This is a genomic window from Burkholderia sp. 4NA327C6 (assembly GCF_005502655.1).
GTDB classification, from domain to species: domain Bacteria; phylum Pseudomonadota; class Gammaproteobacteria; order Burkholderiales; family Burkholderiaceae; genus Burkholderia; species Burkholderia contaminans.
On record NZ_SCNZ01000017.1, the window covers coordinates 92,419 to 115,830 of the forward strand.

Below are 23,412 nucleotides of genomic sequence, written 5' to 3' on the forward strand. Positions count from 1 at the left end.
TCCAGCCGGGTTCCGCTCAGGCCGCACTTCGCAGCGCATCGCCGGCTTTCGCCTGCCCGGCGCGCTCGGCGAACGCATCGCCGATCATCAGCAGGCTCGGTTCCGCCGGATCGAGCCATGCCTGCGCGTCGCCTGCCGCCATCTGCGCGAGCGTGAGCGTCAGCGTGCGTTCGCGCACGGTGCTGCACGCCTCGACGATCGCCACGGGCGTCGCCGGCGCACGGCCCGCGTCGATCAGTTCCTGCGCGATGCCGGGCGCGCTGTCGCGGCCCATGTAATAGACGATCGAATCGGCGCGTGCGGCCTCGCGAATCTCGTCGCTGCCCGGCGCGCGGCTGTGCGTCGCGAACGCGACGCTGCGCGACACGCCGCGCAACGTCAGCGAACGCTTCAGCGTCGCCGCCCCGGCCAGCGCCGCGGTGATGCCCGGCACGACCTCGTAGTCGATGCCGGCCGCTTCCAGCGCGCGCATCTCCTCTTCGGCGCGACCGAACAGCATCGGGTCGCCACCCTTCAGCCGCACGACGCACGCATGCTCGCGCGCCGCATCGACGATCTGCTTGTTGATGAAGTGCTGCGCGGTCGAACGCTGCCCGCAGCGCTTGCCGACGGCGATCCGGCGCGCATTCGGCGCGTAGTCGAGCATCGCGGGCTCGACGAGCGCGTCGTGCAGCACGACGTCCGCCTGCTCGAGCAGCCGCGCGCCACGCACCGTGATGAGGTCGGCCGCGCCCGGCCCTGCTCCGATCAGATACACCTTGCCCATGTTTATCGCTTCGCCTTCCAGCGGGCGTCGGCTCCGGCCCGCGCCGCCGCGAAGCGGCGCGGTTGCCCGGTCATGCCGAGAACGCCCGGATCATCCCTGCGGCGACCGTGTGATGCGTCGCCTCGTCGATCAGCACGAACGCACCGGTACCCGGATGCGCGTCGTACGTGTCGCACACGATCGGCTTCTGCAGCGTCAGCGCAACGCGGCCGATGTCGTTCATCTTCAGATCGTGACGGTCGGTCGCGTGCGACAGCGTGTGCACGTCGAGTACCTGCTTGACGCCGCCGATCTTCGCGAACACCGTGCTGGTGGTCTGCTTCAGCAGGTACTTGCGCTGCGGCGACAGCGGCGTCTCGTCGAACCAGCACAGATCGGCTTCGAGCTTCTTCGCCGGCTCGACCGGCTCACCGGACGTGACGAACATGTCGCCGCGCGACACGTCGACGTCTTCCGCGAGGCGGATCGTCACGGTCTGGCCCGCGAACGCGTGCGGAACGGACGCAGTGCCGCCCGGTACCGGCGCGACGATCTCGGCGATCGTCGCCGTGCGGTTCGACGGCAGCACGACGATCTCGTCGCCGACCTTCACTTCGCCCGACTCGATACGGCCCATGTAGCCGCGGAAATCGTCTGCCGAGCTGCCGTCCTGGCGCGCGACCCACTGCACCGGGAAGCGCAGCGCGTCATGCGCCTGCGTCTCGACCGGCAGCGATTCGAGCACGTCGAGCAGCGGCTCGCCCGCATACCACGGCATACGCTCGCTCGCGCCGACGATGTTGTCGCCCTTCAGCGCCGACACCGGCACGAAGCGCACATCGGTCAGGCCCAGCTGCTTCGCGAGCGCGACGTATGCATCGCGGATCTCGTTGAAACGCGCTTCGCTGTAGTCGACGAGGTCCATCTTGTTGATCGCGACGATCACGTGCTGCAGCCCGAGCAGCTTGACGATCGCGCTGTGGCGCTTGGTCTGCGGCAGCAGTTGCACGACACCGTTCTCGACCGTGATGCGCGTCGCGTCGATCAGCACGATCGCCGCGTGCGCGGTCGAGGCGCCCGTCACCATGTTGCGCGTGTACTGCTCGTGGCCCGGCGTATCGGCGATGATGAACTTGCGCTTCGCGGTCGCGAAGTAGCGGTATGCGACGTCGATCGTGATGCCCTGCTCGCGCTCGGCTTCGAGGCCGTCGGTCAGCAATGCGAGATCGAGCTCGTCTCCGACCGTGCGCTTGTTCTTCGCACGCGACAGCGCGGACAGCTGATCGGACAGCACGGCCTTGCTGTCGTACAGCAGGCGGCCGATCAGCGTGCTCTTGCCGTCGTCGACGCTGCCCGCGGTAATGAAGCGCAGCACGCCGAGGTCTTCGGTGTTCTCGATGATGCTCATGATTTGAATGTCCTCGTGTGCTTCAGAAATAACCTTGCTTCTTGCGCTGTTCCATCGCGGCTTCGGAGGCCTGGTCGTCCATCCGGGTCGCGCCGCGCTCGGTGATCTCGGTCACCGCCGTCTCGGCGATGATCTTCTCGACGTCGTCCGCGTCGCTTTCGACCGGGCACGTGCAGGAGATGTCGCCGACCGTGCGGAAACGTACCTGCGCGAGCTCGCTCGTCTCGCCGTCACGCATCGGCGTGAGCGGCGTGACGGGCACGAGCAGCCCGTTGCGGCGCACGATCTCGCGCTGGTGAGCGTAATAGATCGACGGCAGTTCGAGGTTCTCGCGCGCGATGTACTGCCACACGTCGAGCTCGGTCCAGTTCGAGATCGGGAACACGCGCAGATGCTCGCCCTTGTGCAGGCGGGCGTTGTACAGGCTCCACAGTTCCGGGCGCTGCGCCTTCGGATCCCACTGGCCGAATTCGTCGCGGAACGAGAAGATGCGTTCCTTCGCACGCGCCTTCTCTTCGTCGCGGCGCGCGCCGCCGATCAGCGCCGTGTAGCCGTGCTCCTCGATCGTCTCGAGCAGCGTGACGGCCTGCGCGGCATTGCGCGAATCGGTTTCGCGACGCAGCACGACCGTGCCGCGCTTGATCGAATCCTCGACGTGGCCGACGACCAGCTCGGCGCCGAGTTCTTTCGCGCGGCGATCGCGGAAGTCGATCACTTCCTCGTAGTTGTGGCCCGTATCGATGTGCACGAGCGGGAACGGCAGCGTCGTCTTGCGGTTCGCGCCGAGGCCGAATGCCTTCAGCGCCAGATGCAGCACGACGACCGAATCCTTGCCGCCCGAGAACAACAGCGCCGGCTTGCTGCATTCGGCGACCAGTTCGCGCAGGATGTGGATCGACTCGGCTTCGAGCCAGTCGAGGTGGCCCATGCGGCTGTCGGCACCGGCGGGCGGGGCAAAGGCGGATTGCTCGAGCGTCGTGCTCATGATTTCAGTCCTTCTCTTCTGGGTTCGTGCCGCCCGCTGTCGCAGGCGGCGCAATATTCAGTTTCTTGTCAGGCTTTCAGTGCGTGGTGCCGGCAACGGCTTCCGCGGGAATCGGCGTGATCGTCGTGATGTGCAGCCCGCATTCCTTCGTATCGCGCGACTCCCACCACCAGCGGCCCGCTCGGCTGTCCTCGCCGGGACGGATCGCCCGCGTACACGGCTCGCAGCCGATGCTCGGGTAGCCGCGCGCATGCAGCGGGTTCACCGGCACGTCAAACGCCTTAAGGTACGCCCACACGTCGCTTTCCGTCCAGTCGGCGAGCGGGTTGTACTTCGCGATCCCGCGCGCTTCGTCCTGCTCTTCCTCGTGCAGCTCGGCCCGCGTGACCGACTGCTCGCGGCGCTGGCCGGTAACCCATGCGCCGACGTCGGCAAGCGCGCGATTCAGCGGCTCGACCTTGCGGATGTGGCAGCACGACTTGCGCAGCTCGACGCTCTCGTAGAACGCATTCAGGCCGTGCTCTGCGACATACTGGTCGACCGCGTCCTGCTGCGGATGGAACTGCTCGATCTCGTAGCCGTAGCGCTCGCGCACACGGTCGATCATGCCGAGCGTTTCCGCGTGCAGGCGGCCCGTGTTCAGCGAGAAGATGCCGATGCGCACGCCCTTCGACAGGATCGCATGCGTGAGCAGCATGTCTTCCGCCGCGAGGCTGCTCGCGAACTTCACCTTCTCGTGACGCGCACCGATCTGCGCGAGCAGCGCGTCGAGGCGCTCGACCTTCGCGGCGAGCTCCGGCGTCAGCGCGGTGGCGGTCGCGGTGCTCATGCGCCCACCTTCGCGTCGGGCGTCGCTACGCCTGCCGGCGCGGCGCGGCGGCGAAACAGCGGTTCGGGCTGGTCGAACGCGCCCTGGTAACGCTGCGTGAATTCCGTGAACGCGTTCAGCGCGTCGTGGATGTCCTTGTCGGCGCGCACCGCATAGGCGTCGAAGCCGCAACGCGACATGTACAGCAACTGGTCGCGCAGCACGTCGCCGATCGCGCGCAGTTCGCCCGTCCAGCCGTGGCGCTCGCGCAGCAGGCGCGCGATGCTGTAGCCGCGGCCGTCCGCGAAGCGCGGGAAATCGACGGCGATCAGCGAAATCGCGCCGAAGTCGGCCACGAGATCGGCCGGCTCGCTGTCCGGTGCGAGCCACACGCCGAGCTCGTCCTTCGTCTTCGCGGCGACGAGCGCCGCGCGCTCGGCCTGCCACAACGCGAACGGCACCAGCACCTTGCCGGCCGGCAACGCGTCGACCGCGGGCAGCGCACCGTCTTCCGCCGCGCGCACGACCTGCCATGCATCGTCGATCACTGCGCGGTTCTTGATAATCGAAGCCATCTGCTAATTCCTTCTACCCGGTTGGTTACGCGTTCACTGCCTGGCGCGCCGCATACACGCGCTCCTTGAACGGCGCGATGCCGATGCGATCGTACGTGTCGACGAAGCGCTCGCCGTCGATGCGCGATTCGACGAATGTGTCGATCAGCTTCGCGATCACGTCGGGCACTTCTTCCGCCGAGAACGACGGCCCGATCACGCGGCCGAGGCGCGCGCCGTTGCGGCCCGTGCCCTGCTCGCCGCCGAGCGACACCTGGTACCACTCGGCGCCGTCCTTGTCGACGCCGAGGATGCCGATGTTGCCGACGTGGTGGTGACCGCACGAGTTCATGCAACCGGAAATGTTCAGCGACAGGTCGCCGAGGTCGTACACATAGTCGAGATCGTCGAAACGCTGCTGGATCGCCAGCGCGATCGGGATCGACTTCGCGTTCGCGAGCGAGCAGAAGTCGCCGCCCGGGCACGCGATGATGTCGGTCAGCAGGCCGATGTTCGGCGTCGCGAAACCGGCTGCCTTCGCCTTTTCCCACACGGCAAACAGGTCGCGCTTCTTCACGTTCGCGAGAATCAGGTTCTGCTCGTGCGACACGCGCAGCTCGCCGAACGAGTATGCGTCGGCCCAGTCGGCCACCAGATCCATCTGCTGGTCGGTCGCGTCTCCCGGCGCAATGCGGTGATCCTTCAGCGACAGCGTGACGGCGGCATAGCCGGCCACCTTGTGCGGGGCAACGTTACGCTCGACCCAGCGTGCGAACGCCTTGTTCTCGAGCAGGTGCTGTTCGAACGATGCGTCGGTGTCGGCCAGCTTCTCGTAGACGGGCGGCTGGAAGTACTGCGACACGCGATCGACTTCCGCCTGCGTGAGCGTCGACGGGCCGTCCTTCAGGTGCTGCCACTCTTCCTCGACCTGCTGCGCGAACTTCGCGGGCGACAGCGCCTTCACGAGGATCTTGATGCGCGCCTTGTACAGGTTGTCGCGGCGGCCGTAACGGTTGTACACGCGCAGCACGGCTTCGCAGTAGGTGAGCAGGTGCTGCCACGGCAGGTCTTCCTTGATCACCGCGCCGATGATCGGCGTACGGCCGAGGCCGCCGCCCGCGAGGATGCTCGCGACCACTTCGCCCTGCGCGTTCTTCTTCAGGTACACGCCGAGGTCGTGGATCTGCACGGCCGCGCGGTCATGCTTCGAGCCCGACACCGCGATCTTGAACTTGCGCGGCAGCCATGCGAATTCGGGATGGAACGTCGACCATTGACGCAGGATTTCCGACCACGGACGCGGATCGATCTCTTCGTCGTGCGCGACGCCGGCGAACTGGTCGGCCGTGATGTTGCGGATGCAGTTGCCCGACGTCTGGATACCGTGCATCTGCACCGATGCGAGCTTCGCGAGGATCTCGGGCGTTTCTTCCAGCTTGATCCAGTTGAACTGGATGTTCGAGCGAGTCGAGAAGTGACCGTAGCCGCGATCGTGTTCGCGGGCGATGCGCGCCAGCATCCGGAGCTGGTCGCTGCGCAGGTTGCCGTACGGAATCGCGATGCGGTGCATGTACGCGTGGCGCTGCATGTACAGGCCGTTCTGCAGGCGCAGCGGACGGAACTCGTCTTCGCTCAACTCGCCCGACAGCCGGCGGCGCACCTGATCGCGGTACTGCGCGACACGCTCGTCGACGATCGTCTGGTCGTATTGGTCGTACTGATACATTCGGGGACCCCAGGGTTTTCGTGGTGACCGCGCGACGTCCTAGCCACGTCGCGCCCGAATCTCCGTTCCGCCGCTATCGCCGGCCTTCCGCTGCCCGGCTGGATTGCTAATGACGAAAACAGATATCCATATTTGAAAAACTCCGGTGAATCGTAATAAACTCGCCTTATATTTCAAACGACTAAAAAATTCTGTTGATATGCGGAAGGGTTATAAATGAACCTGCACCAATTTCGCTTCGTGCGCGAGGCTGTCCGGCAGAATTTCAACCTCACCGAGGCCGCCAAGGCGCTCTACACGTCGCAACCGGGGGTGTCGAAGGCGATCATCGAGCTCGAGGACGAGCTCGGCGTGGAGATCTTCACGCGGCACGGCAAGCGCGTGCGCTCGCTCACCGAGCCGGGCCGGATCATCCTCGCGTCGGTCGAGCGGATTCTTCAGGAGGTTGAAAGCCTTAAAAGGGTCGGGAAAGATTATGCGGCGCAGGATCAGGGCAACCTGACCATCGCCGCGACCCACACGCAGGCCCGCTACTCGCTGCCGGCCGCGATCGCCGAGTTCAAGAAGCGCTTCCCGAAGGTCCATCTGTCGATCCTGCAGGGCAGCCCGACGCAGGTGGCCGAGATGGTGATCCACGACCAGGCCGATCTCGCGATCGCCACCGAGGCGATTTCCGACTACAAGGAGCTCGTGTCGCTGCCCTGCTTCCAGTGGCACCACGCGGCCGTCGTGCCGGCGGACCATCCGCTGCTCGAACGCAAGCCGGTCACGCTCGACGATCTCGCGCAGTACCCGCTGATCACGTACGACGATGCGTTCGCGGGCCGCAAGAAGATCAACCATGCGTTCGCGCTGCGCGGGCTGTCTCCGGACATCGTGCTCGAGGCGATCGACGCCGACGTGATCAAGACCTACGTCGAACTCGGCCTCGGCGTCGGCATCATGGCCGACATCGCGTTCAATCCCGAGCGCGACCGCGGCCTGCGGTTGATCCCGGTCGGCCACCTGTTCGGCAGCAACGTGACGCGCGTCGCGCTCAAGCAGGGCGCCTACCTGCGCAGCTATGTGTATACGCTCGTCGAACTGCTGTCGCCGACGCTGAACCGCAAGCTGATCGAACAGGCGCTCAAGGGCGAATCCGAATCGTACGAACTCTGAGCGGCGTGTATAAACACGGGGGCGCACATCGCGCCCCTTTTTTCTGTCCGACGGAGAATTCCGCATGACGCTTCCCGCCCTGTTGCGACATCCCGCGCTGCTGCGCCACGCCGCCGGCGTCGCCCTCGCGCTCGCCTGCGCCGCCGCGCATGCCGACCTGAAGGTCGGCGTCGACCTGTCGTCGACCGGCCCGGCCGCCGCGATCGGCATCACGAGCAAGAACGCGATCCTGATGTGGCCGAAGACGATTGCCGGGCAGCCGGTGCAGGTGACGGTGCTCGACGATGCGTCCGACCCGGGCACCGCGGTGCACAACATCCGCAAGCTGGCGGACGAGGATCACGTCGACGTCGTGGTAGGACCGAACATCACGCCGGCCGCGCTCGCGGCGCTCGACGCGGTGGCTGCCGGGCAGACGCCGATGATCACGCTGGTCGGCTCCGGTGCGATCGTCGAGCCGCAGGAAGGCGCGCGGACCTGGGCGTTCAAGATGGCGCAGAGCGACCGCGCGATGGCCGACGTGATGACGCGCTACATGGCGAACCACGGCGTGAAGACGGTCGGCTTCATCGGCTTCGCGGACAGCTACGGCGACAGCTGGCTGAACGAGTTCACGCGCTTCGCGGACCTGCGCAAGATCCGCGTGGTCGCGACCGAGCGCTTCAACCGCACCGACGCGAGCGTCACGGGCCAGGCGCTGAAGCTGATCGCGGCGAAACCCGACGCGATCCTGATCGCGGGCTCGGGCACGCCTGCCGTGCTGCCGCAGCGCACGCTGATCGAGCGCGGCTACAAGGGCCCGGTCTACCAGACGCACGGGATCGCGACACCGGAATTCATCAAGCTGGGCGGCAAGGACGTCGACGGCACGCTGTTCCCGACCCAGCCGGTGGTCGTCGCGCGCACGTTGCCGGCCGATCATCCGGCCCGCAAGGCCGCGCTCGCGTTCGTCGACGCGTACGAGGCGAAGTACGGCCCCGGCACGGTCACGCAGTTCGCGGGCGACGCGGCGGGCGTCTACCCGCGCCTCGCCGACGCGGTCGGCCGCGCGCTGAAGGCCGCGCAGCCGGGCACGCCCGCGTTCCGCATGGCGCTGCGGCGCGAGCTGGAACGCGCGCACGAGCTCGTCGTGCCGAACGGTGTCGTCAACACGAGCGACAAGGATCATGTGGGACTCGACCAGCGCGCGAGCGTGATGGGGATCGTCAAGCAGGGCCGGTTCGTCTACCTGAGCCAGTGACGAGCACGACCCGCAACCGCGCAGCTTGCCCGGCGGCGGGATTTCGGACATAATCCGCGTTTCGCCGCGCACCATCACATGCGCGGCCAGGTTCAAGCCCAGGTGGTGAAATTGGTAGACGCAGGGGACTCAAAATCCCCCGCCGCAAGGCGTGCCGGTTCGATTCCGGCCCTGGGCACCAGCATGAAAGACGTAAGCAGATCAAGGACTTACGCAAGGTCTTCACCAAAAAGACCACAAAAGACTGAAGCAGTAGACACCTGATGTGCCACAAAATGTGCCAAAAGGTGTGCCAGAGCAGAGCCCCGTATCAGCGATGACCGGGGCTTTTTCTTTGGCTCTTCGTCAATTCCCGGGAAACGGGACTACTTCACACCTTCATCGAGTACCGGAAGGCGACCCGACTCAACTGCTCCGTGAGTGCTGCGCGGTCCTCAACCTCAGCCAGATTCAGACCGTCGGTCAAAGCAACCTTGCGGCCTGCATGCGCTCCGATCCAATTCCCGAACATGTCGCACAGTTCGCGGAAGGCGTCCGGGGTGAATTTGCTGATTTCAATTTGCCATGCCGGTTCGGTGCAATCTGCGCCGGAAATCAGATCAACGTTCGCGTCAAGCATCCTCCCCCAGCGCGCCGGGTTGAGTCCAGCCGCTTGCAGCCGTTCGCGCTGCCGTTCCATCTCCGCTTCGAAATTCTGCCGCGACTCAAGCGGGTCCCCCGGCACTCGGATCAGTTCGATTTTGAGTTTCGGGGTGGTATTGCCGTTGGTGGTCATGAGGTCCTCTCGGTATGTAATAGGGGACACATTATCAGGCATGTTGTCGCGCGGCTGGGTTTGCTTGATGCAGGCCGTTGCGTCCCTGACACCTCGAAAGGTAGAAACGGGACAGTAAGCAGCATCCGCTGAGTCTCACCTCCCTCTCAAACGCTTCGCGGAATGGTCGGAATTCGACCTGGAGCGCGCTGAGTGGCGCATCCCGGCTCCGCGCATGAAAATGAGTCAGCCCCACATCGTGCCGCTATCGAGGCAGGCGCTCGCCGTCATTCAGGCAATCCGCGACACGACGACGAACAAGCGCTGGTTGCTGCCGAGCCCTCGCAACCCGGAGCAGCACATCAGCGAAAACACGATTCTGTACGCGCTTTATCGCATGGGCTTCCATGGCCGCATGACGGGACATGGATTCCGTGGACTCGCGTCGACCGTCCTCAACGAACGCGGCTTCAACCCGGACTGGATCGAGCGCCAACTCGCATACACAGAGCAAAACAGCATCCGGGCTGCGTACAACCATGCGCAGCATCTGCCGGAGCGGCATCGCATGATGCAATGGTGGGGTGACTACCTCGACCAGCAGAGCGGAGCGAACGTTAAACCGATAGACGCCGGCACACCTCGCGCTGCCTGACTATTTGCAGGATGCCAGGAGCAGAGTCGGCGGTCACTTCCGTGCAGGCGACTTTTTCTGGGGATGTACGTCGATTTCCGTGGATGTCACTCACCGATCCACAAGAGACGGCGCATGAAGTTTCGCCCTCCGTCCGAAGGGAAAAAATCACCTATCGCTAGAACGGAATATCGTCATCCATCTCATCGAAGTCAGGTGAGGCTTTAAATTCATCGACAGCCTTAATAAGATCCTTACTCCACACCCCCTTTTCCCATGGAGAATAGACGGTGAGTGCCGCATGGAATCTTTCGCTTCCATTTCGAATTCTCGTCTTAAAGACAATATCGAGCGTAGCTGGAATCGAACTATGCAACTCTCCTATGGCCGGGAACAAATACTGAAATACATAATCTTCCTCCGCCCGATTTCCGGAGCGAAGTTTATCCGTGATCGCACCGAGCATCTCGCGCTTGAGAGTGAAATGAGGGAACAAATTTCTCGCCCAAGTACCTAGACCACCGCTGCGACAGACCTTTTGTTTCGAGTCGAAACGCCCCTCCTGAACAGATCGCACAAGTTTATGTTCTATTCTCAGACGCGATACCTCCGCGAGTCGTGGCCAGATATCACCTCCCAAGGAACCAATCACCGCACGAACCGTCGCATCATCGTCGGTTGTCTTTAGTTCATCAGAGATAATTTGATCGACTTGGATCCGCTCATCGACAGTAAGCGTGGGCAACAATGCGTTAAAAAAATGACGCAAATGATCCCCTTTGACCGTCTCCTTTTCTCTATACGCATCCAGAAACACCTCAAGGCGCTGCCCAACTGGTACATCTTCCACCAAGAGTTCTGCATATCGCGAATTTGGAACGAAATCAGGATCTAGGACGCGTCGAATAAAATCATGCCTCGAAAATTGCGACTTGGCTTTATCGATCTGCCGGACAAGATATCCGGTAAAAAGAATCAAAATACGCGCATCGTTCTCCGTGTCAGATATTTTTTCATGACTGCGAGGATTACGGAATGCTTGATAGAAACCACGAAGTAGTTGTTCTACACCCTTCTGCACATTCCATTCAGATTCACTTTGCAACCTGTTGAGCTTGATTTTAGGTGCCGCCCCACCCAGAGCCTGCCCCACCAGCGACGCACCGTCTCCCTCTGCGCCCGACTTTTGACGAAGCAATTCGCTGAGAAAATAAAAGGCATCTAAAATCGACCCAGTAAAATTTCCTCTCTCGTAATTGGCCCTTACCGCCTCCCACAAATCCTCCGGCACATTGGTCTCAAGGTTCATTTTCGCGCTTCCATTCGTTGTTTTAGGGAATTTTCGTTATGCTGTTTTAGCGCCTTGGTCATGCGGTCTCGAAACCGCGACGCTGATATGGCACCGACTTTGCCTGCCGCTTCGCTTGATAGGCGGGTTTAAAGCGCGCTTGGCGGCCCTAGCTCTCCGGCCCTCGGGGGCTAGATCCAATGTGTCTTGCAGCGCGCGGGAATTATGAGTTTCGTGGCGGATATATCTATTGGGCACGCACATCACCCTGAAACGCATTTCAGTGGCCAGCTAAAGCGGTTTGAACATCGATGCTCCTCGACCGAATAGGCGATCGTGCACTTCCGCAGCATATGCATCGGTCATGCACGCAACATAGTCGCAAATCAAGCGCGCGCGATTGGGCTTACTGGAACCGACGGAATCGTACCTTTCTTTCCAATCATCTGGGAGGAGAGCACCTTTGGATTTCCATAGGGCGTTAAATATATCCGTTACGAGATCGCGGCCGCGATGTTCCACTACCGCAAGGCGAGAGGAGCGAATAACCAACTCGTAGTTCAAGTGCTTGAGGATTTCAACCTTGATCAATCCGTCTCGCGTTAATCGCACTGAGGACAATTGCGGATACTCCTGATTCAGAATCAGCTCAACCGAGTCGAGAAGCTTTCCTATTCTTTCAGCAGTAAATCTGGTGCGCATCAAACCACTCTCGTTGAGCATGCGGTTTGCCGCCCAAAAATGCAGTTCGCGCTGCTCAGATTGAGCTGTTGCCAAGTCAGTGTTAGCGAGGTCTTCGAAGATGTGCTCCAGCGTCGAAATTGCTTCAGCAGCTCCATCCAGTTCTTCGTACCCTGATTTTTCTAGTGCTTTGTTACACTTTCGGAGTACTTCAGCTTGAAGAGCGTTATTGGTCCGAAGCGCATATTGCAAGCTGAACGGCGAAACAAAACTCGCGTGAAGCGAATCTTCCAAGTCGTAAGTCGAATATGCGATATCGTCGGCTAAATCCATGATCGAGCATTCGACGGTCTTGAAGTCGCGGCCCTTGTAGCCGGGAGCAACAGCTCCTTTGACACGCCTGACTATGTCTGCTTCCGTGTAATAGTAGCCCTTTTGCAATTCATCGTTCTTCGGACGTTGGGCCTCGATCGGGTGATCGTACTTAATGACTGCGGCCAATGCCCGATTCGTGATGTCCAGCCCGAATTCCGAGCTGAATCCTTCCGGGGTGCGCACGAGCTTTCTCTCGACAGACGTAAGGATCCTCAGCGTTTGGGCGTTTCCTTCGAAGCCTCCATGCTTCAGCATCAGGACATCTAGCGCCTTTTCGCCGTTGTGCCCAAACGGCGGATGCCCGAGATCGTGTGCTATCGCAGCAAACTGCACTAAATCGGTATCTATTTTTTCGCCGCCGAGTTCATTGGCAAACTTGGCGTTGATTGTTGCAGCGATTCCACATGCGATCTGCGCGACTTCCAAGGAGTGAGTCAGACGATTTCGGAAAAAATCCGACTCCATTCCAGGGAACAGCTGGGTTTTGCCCTGGAGTCGCCGGAATGACGGAGCATGGAGTAAGCGGGCATAGTCTTTCCTAAAGGGGCTCCAGCCATGCTCCCTCTCGGAATCCATACCATTAGCGCCACTCAGGCGCATATAGTCCCCGTCGCTGTATAGTTTTTTTCTCATAAAAAAAGCCAAGCGATAGCTTGGCTTCCTACGTCGGTTGATCCTTAGCGCAAAGGCTTGCTCTTTTTCGTTTGCGCAGTCACGGCTTGCTTCGTTCCGCTTGTCGCGGTTCGCTTTCCATGTGTCGACTGTGCTTGATTGCTACCACTCAAGCGTTGCGCCACGAGCGTATGTGCATACTGAAAGGCTAGCGAGCCACCATTGCCAGCCATTGTGGTGGCGGGTTTCTTCGTCATGTCAATCCCCGGTTGTTGCGCTGCAAGTATACGCGCAGACACGGTCTCGTGCGATCGGTTCAATCTGCTCTGAAAAAATAGTTCCGTCAATCGGATGCTAGCCCGAGCGACTCGGTCAATGGTGAAATTAGGGGCAAATTTGGTACGTCGGAAATAGGGGTTGATACCCATGAATCCAGTGCACGAAGGGGACTATGCCGGACCAATATCGTCAACCCTCGGCATTCGTGACCGACTTTCTCCTTGGAGGTCGTTGGAACAAGAGGCTCGAACGGCAGGCCATTGGCCAGCAGCGGAAGTCCAGTGAAGAAGTCCCCGACCGCGATCGCTGCAAAGCGGCTGAGGTGTCACACCTCGAACGACCGCAACGAGTCGGTTGTTGTCGTTCGAATAGTGGCACCTTCCTGTCCATCCCAGCGACCGACCAGAAGGCAATCGACCTGCAATCCAATGAGCCTGTCCAAAACCGATCCCTTTCGGACAACCCCTTTCCGCCCTGTCCAAAAATAAGGGTTGAAGTATTTTGGACAGGCGCTTATATTCGGACATCTATTTCGTACGGATTGAGTGCCCGATATGTCCCGAACCTTTGCTTATGCCCGCGTCAGCACGTCCGACCAGACCACCGCGAACCAGTTACGCGAGATCGAGGCGGCCGGCTTCTCGGTCGACAAGCGCCGCGTCGTGTCGGAAAGCATCTCAGGGAGCGTGAGCGCCGATCAGCGGCCGGGCTTCGCAAAGTTACTTGACCGGATGGAAGAGGGCGACGTGCTGATCGTGACGAAGCTCGATCGGCTCGGCCGCAATGCGATGGACGTGCGGGCCACGGTTGAGGGATTGGCCGAACGCGGTATCAGGGTTCATTGTCTCGCCCTGGGCGGCGTCGATCTGACGAGCGCGGCCGGCCGGATGACGATGCAGGTGTTGAACGCGGTGGCCGAATTCGAGCGGGACCTGTTGATTGAGCGCACGCACGCTGGTATCGCTCGCGCGAAGGCGGAAGGCAAGGCGATGGGGCGGCCGTCCGCCCTGTCAAACGAGCAGCGGGCGGACGTGCTGCGCGAGTTGGACGCGGGGACAAGCGTGGCCGCGCTTGCTCGGCGATTTGGCACCAGCCGCCAGACGATTATGCGAGTGCGCGACGCAGGCTAAGCGGCGCGCGCCGTTCAACTCACGCCGTGCTGGAGCCCGGTTCGCTGGGTGACTATCGCTGCTAAATTTCATGACAGCCTGTCGGTGGGCTGATGCGCGCGATAATTCCAAACATGCCTTCCGTGTGCGCCGTGCGGAAATGGCTGTACGGTGCAGCGATGTCGATCAGTGTTTGAGGATCGGATCAATCACTGAAGGCATACGCGGTTCATGCGCAAGGCTGCTTCGTTCCAATTTACTGAATCCGCTCCGCCATGCTGCACGCGGAGTAATACACATGGCAGTTCGGGTCCCCCGAAGCGATGCATGTCTGCATGCCTTTTTGGGTAGCCAAATCCGGTGTCATGCCTGTGGAAGTGTTATAGCCCTTATCGCTGACCACCATTGCCACGCACTGATTGCTGTACCAGATATCCAGCTTGCAATGGGAGCCGCCGCCTCGTTTCTGGCACTCACTCATGGCGGTGTTTATAGCATCAGACTTGCTCGCCAGCCCGGCGGCTTGCCCCAAAATGCCGGCTGGCTCATAGGTTGCGATGGCACCCCATCGCTCGGCCCACTTCACGAGCGGGGGTGGCGGCGTCGACGGCGATTGATAACTCGGATCCGCCCCGCAGACACTTTGGTTAGTGCCAGTGCCGTAGGGAATCATCCCTGGAGGGCAAGCGACCTGCGCCCGCGCGGGTAAGTGATGGAATAGCAGGAACGACAAAACCAGCAGTAGCAAGAGAATCTTGGGACGACCTTGATTGAGAGCAAGCATGTTGGGCCTCGGAATCCATCTACTGTGTTCTGATCGGAAGGCTGCAATGGGTGTAGTAGACGTTACAGTTTTTAGCGGTCGTCACACAACAACGTGCAACGAAATCGCGAACCAAATTGTACCTAGCCACAACTTTTGTTGTGTGAGCAGCCGGAACGACCGCAAATGCACGACAGTTGCAAAGTAACTTTCTAGCGTAACGGCGGCTCGGGGGTGTGGGCGCGCGGGGCGTTCTTTGCGCGCAGCGTTCCAGAAGGCAGGGCAACTCTCAACGTCGTCGTGCGGACGCCATAGCTCAGCAGTTTGTCTCCAACTTTATCTCCAAGAAAATGTGTACTTTGGAGATAGACTTGGAGATAACCACAGCCTTGCCAGACAAGGCTTACAGGCCGATACAACCGTTTATCTCCAAATCTCCAAATATTTTTGCTTCCGGCGGAACAGCAACGTTCCGCACGGCACCGGCCTTCGACTGATCGAGCCTACGCCGATACGCCCGTCGGTATCTTCTGAACGACCTCGCCCGAACGGCACACGCAGCAGAGCGATATGAATTCTGCGGCTGCCAGAAGCGCGGGGGGCAACTCTGGGGGCAACTCAGTAACACTCAACCAGCAATGCCCTTACACTACGGGCATCACAGAGAATTATTTCATTCCGGCCCTGGCACCAGCATTCTCGCAGCGTGAAGCGCTGCGCCTCCCGAAACCCGCGCAAGCTCGCCGCTTCGCGGGTTTTTGTTTTTGCCGTGCGCGCCGCAACGCGTGCCCCCGCTCAACAGTCCAAGCATCATGAGGATGCGCGGCACGGAGGCACGCCATGTCCATGCGCACGATTTCATCCCCGCTCTGCCGCCGCGTGCTCGCCGCGGCGCTGTCGCTCATGCTGGCCGGATGCGACGTACTGACCGCCCCGCCGGTACCCGACTGGCCGGGCCCGCACGCGCCCTACCCGTTCCCGGACAGCATTCCGCATCGCACCGAATGACCGGACGGGAGGGCCGCCGTCGGCACGTCAAGCCCAGCTCAGGCTCAGGCCATCAACGCCCGCACGAAGTCGAGGAACACGCGCACTTTCGCGGAAACGAGGTTGGACGCGTGGTGATACGCGTAGAGCGGAAACGTCTCGTCCGCCCATTCCGGCAGCAGCAGCACCAGCCGCCCGTCGGCGAGGATGTCGCGCGCATAGAGTTCCAGCAACTGGGCAATCCCCGCGCCGCCCAGGCACGCGCCGAGCAGCATGCCCGTATCGTTGACCATCAGCCGGCCGGCGGCATCGAACGGCACCACCTCCTGGCCGCGATGGAATTCCCATTCGAACGGCCGCCCCGTCACCGGATCTCGGATCAGCACGCAGCGATGCCCACTCGCGAGATCCCGCGGGTGCCGCGGCTCGCCGTGACGCGCGACATAGGCCGCCGACGCGCAGGTGAGCACGCGCGTTTCCAGCAGCAGCCGGGCGCGGTATGACGACGGTTCCGGAATGCCGAACCGCACCGCCACGTCGAACCCGTCGGCAACGAGGTCGCCCATCCGGTCGCGCACGCTGACCTCGACCGACAAGTCGGGAAAGCGGTCGAGAAACTCGGCCATCTTCGGCGCCAGCACGTAGTGGCCGAAAGTCGCGTCGACGTTGACGCGCAGCCGCCCCCTGACACGCGCCTTCGACTGGCCGGCGTCGAGCGCCGCGTCCTCGATGCCGGCCAGCAGCGGCGCGACCGCTTCATAGAAGCGCCGCCCCTCGTCGGTCAGCGTGATCGCGCGCGCCGTGCGGTTGAAGATCCGGATGCCGACGCGCTCCTCCAGCCGGGCGACGGCACGGCTCACCGCCGGCTGCGTCAGCCCCATCGCCTCGCCGGCGCGCGCGAAGGTGCCGGCCTCGATCACCGCGGAGAGCACGCCGATACCGCTCAAAAGCCTGCTGTCGAATGCCATGAGACATACTTTCAGTCATTCTTGATCTGATCATTATTCATTATTTTTATTGATCGAGGAAGCCTACATTAGTCCTGTCGCCGGATCGCTCGGCACTCACCCCTACCAGGAGCAGGACATGAACACATCGGAACAGGTCGCACTCGTCACGGGTTCGTCGCGCGGCATCGGCGCGGAAATCGCCCGCCATCTTGCCCGGGACGGTTTCCGGGTCGTCGTCAACTATGCCGGGAGCGCCGGGCCGGCGCGCGAAGTGGTCGACGCGATCGTCGCCGACGGCGGCCATGCCATCGCGGTGCAGGCGAACGTCGCCGATCCCGCCGCCGTGGCCGCGCTGTTCGATACGGCGCGCGACACGTTCGGCGGACTCGACGTGGTGGTCAATTCAGCGGGCGTCATGAAGCTCGCCGCGATCGCCGAGTTCGATGACGCGGTGCTCGACGAAACGCTCGCCATCAACGTGAAAGGCACGTTCAACGTCTGTCGCGAAGCGGCGAAGCACGTGCGCGACGGCGGACGCATCATCAACCTGTCGACCAGCGTGATCGGCATGCGCATGCCGTCTTACGGCCTGTACGTCGCGAGCAAGGCGGCGGTCGAAAGCCTCACGCAGGTGCTCGCGCAGGAAATGCGCGGGCGCGGCATCCGCGTGAATGCCGTCGCGCCGGGACCGGTCGCGACCGAGTTGTTCCTGCAGGGCAAGAGCCCCGAACTCGTCGATCGGCTCGCGAAGCTGAACCCGCTCGAGCGGCTCGGCCAGCCCGACGACATCGCGCGCGTCGTCGCCTTCCTCGCCGGCCCGGACGGCGCGTGGATCAACGGCCAGATCCTGCGCGCCAACGGCGGCATGTGCTGACGGACCGCTCGCTGCTGCCCCATCTTTCCGCCAGGAGATCGCTCATGAAGGAAGTCGTCCTCGTCACCGGCGCGTCCAGCGGCTTCGGCCTGCTGACGGCCCAGGCGCTCGCCCGCGCCGGTCACACGGTCTACGCGTCGATGCGCGAAAGCACCGGCCGCAACGCGCCGCGCGTCGCCGCCGTCGCCACCTACGCGCAGGAACACGGCGTCGACCTGCGCACGGTCGAGCTCGACGTCGGCGACGATGCGTCCGTCGGTGCCGCAATCGACCGCGTGATCGCCGACAACGGCCGCCTGGACGTCATCGTCCACAACGCCGGCCACATGGTGTTCGGCCCGGCCGAAGCGTTCACGCCGGAGCAGATCGCGCAGCTCTACGACATCAACGTCGTGTCGACCCAGCGCGTGAACCGCGCGGCGCTGCCGCACCTGCGCCGCCAGGGGCGCGGCCTGCTCGTCTGGGTATCGTCGTCATCCGCGCGCGGCGGTACGCCGCCGTTCCTCGCGCCCTACTTCGCCGCGAAGGCCGCGATGGATTCGCTCGCGGTGTCCTATGCGGCCGAACTGGCCCGCTGGGGGATCGAGACATCGATCGTCGTGCCGGGCGCCTTCACGCAAGGCACGAATCACTTCGCCCACGCAGGCAAGCCGGCCGACGCGACCGTTCAGGCCGCCTACGTCGACGGCCCCTATGCGGGCGTCGCCGAGCAGGCGCTTCAAGGCCTCGCCGCGCTCGAACCGGCGGACGCCGATGCCGGCACCGTCGCGACGGCGATTGCCGACATCGTCGCCGCCCCGGCCGGCAAGCGCCCGTACCGCGTCTTCGTCGATCCGTCGCAGGACGGCGCGGAGGAAGTGTTCCGCGTCGGCGACCGCATCCGCCGCGAGATGTTCAGGAACATCGGTCTCGCCGACCTGCTCGCGGCCCGCATCGGCAGCTGATCCACCGCGCGCCGGCCACGCCGGCACGCCTCAGCCTCGCTCGCAGAATCCGAGGATCGCGTCGGCGACCGCCGCCGGCGCTTCGCGCTGCGGAAAGTGACCGACGCCGTCCAGCACTTTCCGCGCGTAGCGCCCCGTGAAGAACCGCTCGCGCCCGGCCGAACCGTCCGGATGATTGCAGGTGTCCGCGCCGCCGTGCAGCACGAGCGCCGGCAACGCCAGCACCGGCGCGGGATTCAGCCGCGCATCGTCGTCGGCATAGGCCGGCGTGCCCGGCACGAACGCCCATCGATGCCGGTACGAATGCAGTACGACGTCGATCCAGTCGGGCCCGTCGAACGCGGCCGCGGCCGCCTCGAAATCGCTGTCGCGATACCAGCCCGGCGGCGACCACGTGTCCCACATCAAGCGGGCAAACGCGCGGCGATCGTCGCGCAATGCGTGCTCGCCGCGCGGCGTCGCCATGAACCAGTGATACCAGTAGTTGCGCGCCTGCTGCAGCGACAGCGGCTGCCCAGGATCGTTGGTGCCGTACCCGACCGACAGCATCACGAGATGCGATGCGGCGCCGTCGCGCAACCCGCACGCGTTCGCGGCCGCCCGCGCACCCCAGTCGTGCCCGACCAGCACGGGCCGCTCGATGCCAAGTGCATCGGCGAAGTCGAGCAGGTCGCGCCCGAGCGCCGCGAGCTGGCCGCTGCGCGGCACGGATGCGTCACGAAAGCGGGTCGGCGCAAAACCGCGCAGCGCGGGCGCGAGCACGCGGTAGCCGCGCGCGGCGAGCGCCGCAGCCACGACCTCCCAGCCGACCGGACTGTCCGGCCAGCCGTGCAGCAGCACGGCCACGCGCTCGCCGCGCGGGTTCCATTCGAGATAGGCAATGTCGAGCGACGCGGTCGTCGCATGCGCATAGGTCGTCATCGTGCACTCCGTTGGTCGATCCGAATGCACGATGGTAGGCCGTCCTTTCATCACGATTCACGGAGTATCATTGTTCATTCGTCGAGTATTGCGTTGAATTGATCCATGGAACCGCTGACCGATCCCGCGTCGACCGCCCTCGACATCACGCTGCTGCGCACCTTCCTCGAAGTCGTCGACAGCCGCGGGTTCGCGCCGGCCGCGGAACGGCTCGCGTTGACGCCGTCCGCCGTCAGCGGCCACATCAAGCGGCTCGAACTGGCGGCCGGCACGGTGCTGCTCGCGCGCACCACTCGTCGCATCGCGCTCACGCCGGCAGGCGACACGCTGTACGCATACGCGCGCAACATCGTCGACATGGAGCGCGAAGTACGCGCGAGGCTGCGCGGCGCGCCGGCGCACGGGCCGCTGCGAGTCGGCGCATCGGAGGATTTCGCGGGCGCGTGGCTGCCGCACGTGCTGCGCACGTTTCGCGACCACCACCCGCGCACGTCGATCGAGCTGAAGGTGGGGATCACCGCGTCGCTGCTGCGCGAGCAGACGCTCGGCCGGCTCGACGTCGTGTTCGGCAAGCAGTGCCGGCAGGTCGACACGCCGGGCGAACTGCTGTGGGAAGAGCCGCTCGTGTGGGCGTTCGCATCGGATCGCACGCTCGACGCCGGCGACGACGTGCCGCTCGCGCTGTTTCCGCAGCCGTGCGTCTATCGGGAAGCCGCCGTCGCGGCACTTGCCGCCGCGCTGCGGCCGTTCCGCGTGCTGTTCGAGAGCAGCAGCATGGCCGGCTGCGTGTCGGCCGCGCTCGCGGGCTTCGCGGTCACCGCACTGGCGCGCAGCCAGTTGCGCGACGGCCTGCGCGAATGCGGGCCGCAAGACGGCCTGCCGGCGCTGCCGGCCGCGCGTTTCTACGCGTTCGTGACGAAACCGGATGGCGGCGGCGCGGCGTTGATCGATGCGGTGCGGGAAACCGGGCGCAGCCGGCAGTTCGCGGCGCTGCCCTGAAACAGGCACGACGGCACGCGAGCACAACCGGCCGTGCCGGTCAGTCGCCCTCCGCGCCCTTGCCGCCGTTCGTCAGCGCACTCGCCATCAGTTCCCCGAACCATTCGATGAAAGCATTGAGCCGGCGCGAACGATGGCGCCGGTGCGGATACACGGCCGACACATCCATCGGTGCGGCGCAGTGGCCGGGCATCACGTCGACGAGTGCGCCGCTGTCGAGCAGATGTTCGACGTCAAAGCGCGGAATCTGGATCAGCCCCATCCCGGCGATGCAGCTGGCGATATAGGTTTCTGCGTTGTTGACGATCACGCGGCTCGGCAGCGCGAGCGTGTGCCGCTGGCCGTCCGTGCAGTATTCCCAGTCGAGTTCGCGCCCGGTCGCCGGCGACGCATAGCCGATCGCCCAGTGTCCGTGCGCGAGCGCATCCGGATGCTCGGGCACGCCACACTCGCGCAGGTAATCGGGGCTCGCGCAGTTGATCAGCGTGAACTGCCCGAGCGGCCGCACGACGAGGCTGCTGTCGGCGAGCCGCCCGACGCGGATCGCACAGTCGACGCCCTCCTGCACCAGGTCGATCGAACGATCGGTCGAGCCGAGCGACAGTTGCAGCTTCGGATAACGGTGAAACAGCGACGGCAGCGCTGGCGCCACCATGCGGCGCGCGATCCGGCTCGGCACGTCGACGTTCAGCCGGCCGATCACGTCGCGGTCGCGGCGGCGGAACAGGCGGTCGAGTTCGTCGGCCTCCGCGAGCAGGCGCCGGCCGCGTTCGAGCAGCAGCGCGCCGTCGGCGGTGAGCTGCACCTGGCGCGTCGTGCGGTGCAAGAGGCGCGTGCCGAGCCCCGTCTCCAGTTGCTGGACAGCCGCCGACACGGTCGCACGCGGCACGTCGAGCGCATGCGCGGCCTTGATGAAGCTGCCCATCTCGGCAACCTGCAGGAAGATTCTGACCTGATCCAGCTTGTCCATCGGCAGGGAGCGTAGGTTCGGACGAACGCCGCCGCCAGCCGTCGCGGGTCGCGGCCAGGTCCGGCGGCACAGGGAAAACGGGCACGCCGCCACGAGGCCGCGCGCCCGCCCATTGTCCACGCAAACGCGCCATTGCGGTGCGCCGCGCGGCCCGTCCCCGTGCAGCTTACTTGGTCGTGTAGCCGCCGTTGATCAGGATCGTCTGGCCGGTGATCCACCAGCCGTCGGTGACGAGATGGCGGATGAACGGCACGACGTCCTCGATATCGGTCAGGCCGGTCTTGCTGAACGGCGACAGCGCCGCCGCCGTCTTGTGGTACGCGACCGCATCGGCGCCTTCGGCCGGGTAGAAGAACGGCGTGTCCATCGGGCCCGGCCCGACGGCCGTCACCGAGATCCCGCGCGCACCGTATTCCTTCGACGCCGCGCGCGTGAAATGCTCGACCGGCGCCTTCGACCCTTCGTACGCCGCATAGAACGGCGTGAACGCGCCGAGCAGCGACGTCACGAGCGTGACGAGCTTGCCGTGATCCTCGAGGTGCCGCCCCGCTTCCTTGATGAAGAAGAACGCCGACTTGCTGTTGACCGCGAACATCTCGTCGTACTCGGCCTCGCTGATCTCGGTGAACGGCTTCTTCAGCACCTTGCCGACCGTGTTGATCGCGATGTCGATCTTGCCGAAGCGCTGCTTCGCGTCGTCGAACAGCTTCTCGACCGCGGCGGCCGTCGTCAGGTCGCCCTGGAACGTAGCCGCTTCCGCGCCGGCCGCACGCACCGCGGCGGCCGTCTCCTCGGCCTGCGCCTGCGATGCGGCGCTGTTGTAGTGAATCGCCACGGCCTTCGCGCCGTGGCTCGCCAGATCCCGCGCGATCAGGCCGCCGAGATTCTTTGCGCCGCCTGCGATCAGGACGACCTTGTCTGCGAGCGTATGAGTTGCCACGGCTGACTCCTTTTTTCGTTAAACGAAGCTAGGAGTGTAGGCATGCGTGACGCACCGGTCAGCCGGGTACGGCTGGATGGATTATCCAGAAAAACGATCCAATCGAAGCGCCATACTGCAGCCTGCCGCACCGACAACCGCGCCGGAATCTGACCTCGATTGACTGGCGCCGATGCCGGTGCCCGCTCAGCGCGCGTACAACGCCGCGTCGATCTTGCCGAGCAGCCACTGCATGCCGGCCAGATGCTGCTGGTCGTGGCTGCACAGGTAGTGGACGAGCCCGCGCACGGTCAGCGACCCGTAGCCTTCGAATTCCCCGGTGCGCGAGAGCTGTTCGGGCGTGAGACGCGACACGAGGTCCAGCGTCTCGCGCCGCGCTTCGCGGATCGCCGCGAGCACGTCGGACGCATACGCGTCGTCGTAGCGGCGCTCGATCGCGAGCGCGTCGCCGTCGATCGACACGAGCAGCGGCCCGTCTTCGTCGAGCATCCGCCGCAGCCGCACGTGATAGCCGTCGATCTCGATGTCGCGCACGTGGCAGAGCTGCCCGAGCGGCGAAAAATGTTCGCTCGGAATCCCGGCCCAGTCGTCGGGCGTCCAGCGCGCGTAGCCGTCGGGCACGGCCGCAAAATGGGCTTCGAGCTGACGGGGGAAATCGGCGAGTGCGTCGAGCGTCGTCGGATTCATGCGGGACTCCCTGTCGGATAG

22 protein-coding genes, 1 tRNA gene and 1 pseudogene are annotated in these 23,412 nt (G+C 63.8%); 9 read left to right on the forward strand and 15 right to left on the reverse strand.

Going from position 1 to position 23,412, the window contains the following annotated elements:
• Nucleotides 1-16 precede the first annotated feature (16 nt).
• The 6 genes from cobA to FFS49_RS19035 all read right to left on the reverse strand — a co-directional run bounded on the left by cobA (nt 17) and on the right by FFS49_RS19035 (nt 6,226).
• Nucleotides 17-766, reverse strand: a complete 750-nt coding sequence (gene cobA / locus FFS49_RS19010; protein WP_105816210.1) for a uroporphyrinogen-III C-methyltransferase — start codon at nt 764-766, stop codon at nt 17-19.
• Between the two features lie 70 nt (nt 767-836).
• A complete protein-coding gene (locus FFS49_RS19015) occupies nt 837-2,153 on the reverse strand; it encodes a sulfate adenylyltransferase subunit 1 (protein ID WP_039368088.1) in 1,317 nt (438 codons plus the stop codon).
• Nucleotides 2,154-2,175: 22 nt separating this feature from the next.
• Nucleotides 2,176-3,138: a sulfate adenylyltransferase subunit CysD gene (gene cysD / locus FFS49_RS19020; RefSeq protein WP_039368091.1), complete on the reverse strand. Its 963-nt coding sequence runs from the start codon at nt 3,136-3,138 to the stop codon at nt 2,176-2,178.
• Nucleotides 3,139-3,214: 76 nt separating this feature from the next.
• On the reverse strand, nt 3,215-3,967 hold the full coding sequence (locus FFS49_RS19025) for a phosphoadenylyl-sulfate reductase (protein WP_105816211.1): 753 nt from the start codon (nt 3,965-3,967) through the stop codon (nt 3,215-3,217).
• Entirely contained in the window at nt 3,964-4,521 is a 558-nt protein-coding gene (locus FFS49_RS19030) for a DUF934 domain-containing protein (RefSeq protein ID WP_071334855.1), read from the reverse strand. Before FFS49_RS19030 ends, FFS49_RS19025 begins: the two co-directional genes overlap by 4 nt.
• Nucleotides 4,522-4,546: 25 nt before the next feature.
• Complete coding sequence (locus tag FFS49_RS19035; protein ID WP_039368099.1) at nt 4,547-6,226, reverse strand: nitrite/sulfite reductase; 1,680 nt, start codon at nt 6,224-6,226, stop codon at nt 4,547-4,549.
• 216 nt (nt 6,227-6,442) lie between these two features.
• On the opposite strand from FFS49_RS19035, the gene FFS49_RS19040 reads away from it, so the two are divergent.
• The 3 genes from FFS49_RS19040 (at nt 6,443) to FFS49_RS19050 (ending at nt 8,805) form a co-directional block, all read left to right on the forward strand.
• Nucleotides 6,443-7,384 (forward strand): CysB family HTH-type transcriptional regulator, encoded by a 942-nt coding sequence (locus FFS49_RS19040; RefSeq protein ID WP_027785173.1) that lies wholly within the window; start codon nt 6,443-6,445, stop codon nt 7,382-7,384.
• Between the two features lie 64 nt (nt 7,385-7,448).
• Entirely contained in the window at nt 7,449-8,624 is a 1,176-nt protein-coding gene (locus tag FFS49_RS19045; RefSeq protein ID WP_171026782.1) for an ABC transporter substrate-binding protein, read from the forward strand.
• 96 nt (nt 8,625-8,720) lie between these two features.
• Nucleotides 8,721-8,805 (forward strand) — tRNA-Leu (locus FFS49_RS19050).
• Between the two features lie 189 nt (nt 8,806-8,994).
• Here the strand turns inward: FFS49_RS19050 and FFS49_RS19055 are convergent.
• Nucleotides 8,995-9,399 carry a hypothetical protein gene (locus FFS49_RS19055; protein ID WP_105819030.1) on the reverse strand — a complete coding sequence of 135 codons (405 nt, stop codon included), beginning with the start codon at nt 9,397-9,399 and terminating at the stop codon, nt 8,995-8,997.
• 151 nt (nt 9,400-9,550) lie between these two features.
• Here FFS49_RS19055 and FFS49_RS19060 point away from each other — a divergent pair.
• A pseudogene (locus FFS49_RS19060) lies at nt 9,551-10,033 on the forward strand (site-specific integrase); the annotation flags it as partial.
• 157 nt (nt 10,034-10,190) lie between these two features.
• On the opposite strand, the gene FFS49_RS19065 reads toward FFS49_RS19060, so the two are convergent.
• Both FFS49_RS19065 and dgt read right to left on the reverse strand, forming a co-directional pair.
• Nucleotides 10,191-11,321, reverse strand: a complete 1,131-nt coding sequence (locus FFS49_RS19065; protein WP_105819032.1) for a TIGR02391 family protein — start codon at nt 11,319-11,321, stop codon at nt 10,191-10,193.
• A gap of 270 nt (nt 11,322-11,591) precedes the next feature.
• On the reverse strand, nt 11,592-12,932 hold the full coding sequence (gene dgt, locus FFS49_RS19070) for a dGTP triphosphohydrolase (protein ID WP_171026783.1): 1,341 nt from the start codon (nt 12,930-12,932) through the stop codon (nt 11,592-11,594).
• 869 nt (nt 12,933-13,801) lie between these two features.
• Between dgt and FFS49_RS19075 the strand changes: the two genes are divergently transcribed.
• Nucleotides 13,802-14,377, forward strand: a complete 576-nt coding sequence (locus tag FFS49_RS19075) for a recombinase family protein (RefSeq protein WP_105819034.1) — start codon at nt 13,802-13,804, stop codon at nt 14,375-14,377.
• A 235-nt stretch (nt 14,378-14,612) separates the two neighbouring features.
• Here the strand turns inward: FFS49_RS19075 and FFS49_RS19080 are convergent, their stop codons facing one another.
• On the reverse strand, nt 14,613-15,140 hold the full coding sequence (locus FFS49_RS19080) for a DUF4189 domain-containing protein (RefSeq protein WP_105819035.1): 528 nt from the start codon (nt 15,138-15,140) through the stop codon (nt 14,613-14,615).
• An 819-nt stretch (nt 15,141-15,959) separates the two neighbouring features.
• On the opposite strand from FFS49_RS19080, the gene FFS49_RS42015 reads away from it, so the two are divergent.
• On the forward strand, nt 15,960-16,127 hold the full coding sequence (locus tag FFS49_RS42015; RefSeq protein WP_171026784.1) for a hypothetical protein: 168 nt from the start codon (nt 15,960-15,962) through the stop codon (nt 16,125-16,127).
• A 44-nt stretch (nt 16,128-16,171) separates the two neighbouring features.
• On the opposite strand, the gene FFS49_RS19085 is transcribed toward FFS49_RS42015, so the two are convergent.
• Nucleotides 16,172-17,074, reverse strand: a complete 903-nt coding sequence (locus tag FFS49_RS19085) for a LysR family transcriptional regulator (RefSeq protein ID WP_105819036.1) — start codon at nt 17,072-17,074, stop codon at nt 16,172-16,174.
• A gap of 118 nt (nt 17,075-17,192) precedes the next feature.
• On the opposite strand from FFS49_RS19085, the gene FFS49_RS19090 reads away from it, so the two are divergent.
• Both FFS49_RS19090 and FFS49_RS19095 read left to right on the forward strand, forming a co-directional pair.
• Nucleotides 17,193-17,930, forward strand: coding sequence for an SDR family oxidoreductase (locus FFS49_RS19090; RefSeq protein WP_105819037.1), 738 nt, complete (start codon nt 17,193-17,195; stop codon nt 17,928-17,930).
• Between the two features lie 44 nt (nt 17,931-17,974).
• A complete protein-coding gene (locus FFS49_RS19095) occupies nt 17,975-18,874 on the forward strand; it encodes an SDR family oxidoreductase (RefSeq protein WP_105819038.1) in 900 nt (299 codons plus the stop codon).
• Nucleotides 18,875-18,904: 30 nt separating this feature from the next.
• Here FFS49_RS19095 and FFS49_RS19100 read toward each other — a convergent pair whose 3' ends face one another.
• On the reverse strand, nt 18,905-19,795 hold the full coding sequence (locus FFS49_RS19100) for an alpha/beta hydrolase (RefSeq protein ID WP_105819039.1): 891 nt from the start codon (nt 19,793-19,795) through the stop codon (nt 18,905-18,907).
• 105 nt (nt 19,796-19,900) lie between these two features.
• On the opposite strand from FFS49_RS19100, the gene FFS49_RS19105 reads away from it, so the two are divergent.
• Nucleotides 19,901-20,794 carry a LysR family transcriptional regulator gene (locus tag FFS49_RS19105; RefSeq protein WP_105819040.1) on the forward strand — a complete coding sequence of 298 codons (894 nt, stop codon included), beginning with the start codon at nt 19,901-19,903 and terminating at the stop codon, nt 20,792-20,794.
• A gap of 40 nt (nt 20,795-20,834) precedes the next feature.
• Here the strand turns inward: FFS49_RS19105 and FFS49_RS19110 are convergent, their stop codons facing one another.
• The 3 genes from FFS49_RS19110 to FFS49_RS19120 all read right to left on the reverse strand — a co-directional run bounded on the left by FFS49_RS19110 (nt 20,835) and on the right by FFS49_RS19120 (nt 23,391).
• A complete protein-coding gene (locus FFS49_RS19110; RefSeq protein ID WP_105819041.1) occupies nt 20,835-21,764 on the reverse strand; it encodes a LysR family transcriptional regulator in 930 nt (309 codons plus the stop codon).
• Nucleotides 21,765-21,930: 166 nt separating this feature from the next.
• Entirely contained in the window at nt 21,931-22,704 is a 774-nt protein-coding gene (locus FFS49_RS19115) for an SDR family oxidoreductase (protein WP_039368119.1), read from the reverse strand.
• Nucleotides 22,705-22,890: 186 nt separating this feature from the next.
• Nucleotides 22,891-23,391 (reverse strand): DinB family protein, encoded by a 501-nt coding sequence (locus FFS49_RS19120; protein WP_105819042.1) that lies wholly within the window; start codon nt 23,389-23,391, stop codon nt 22,891-22,893.
• Nucleotides 23,392-23,412 lie beyond the last annotated feature (21 nt).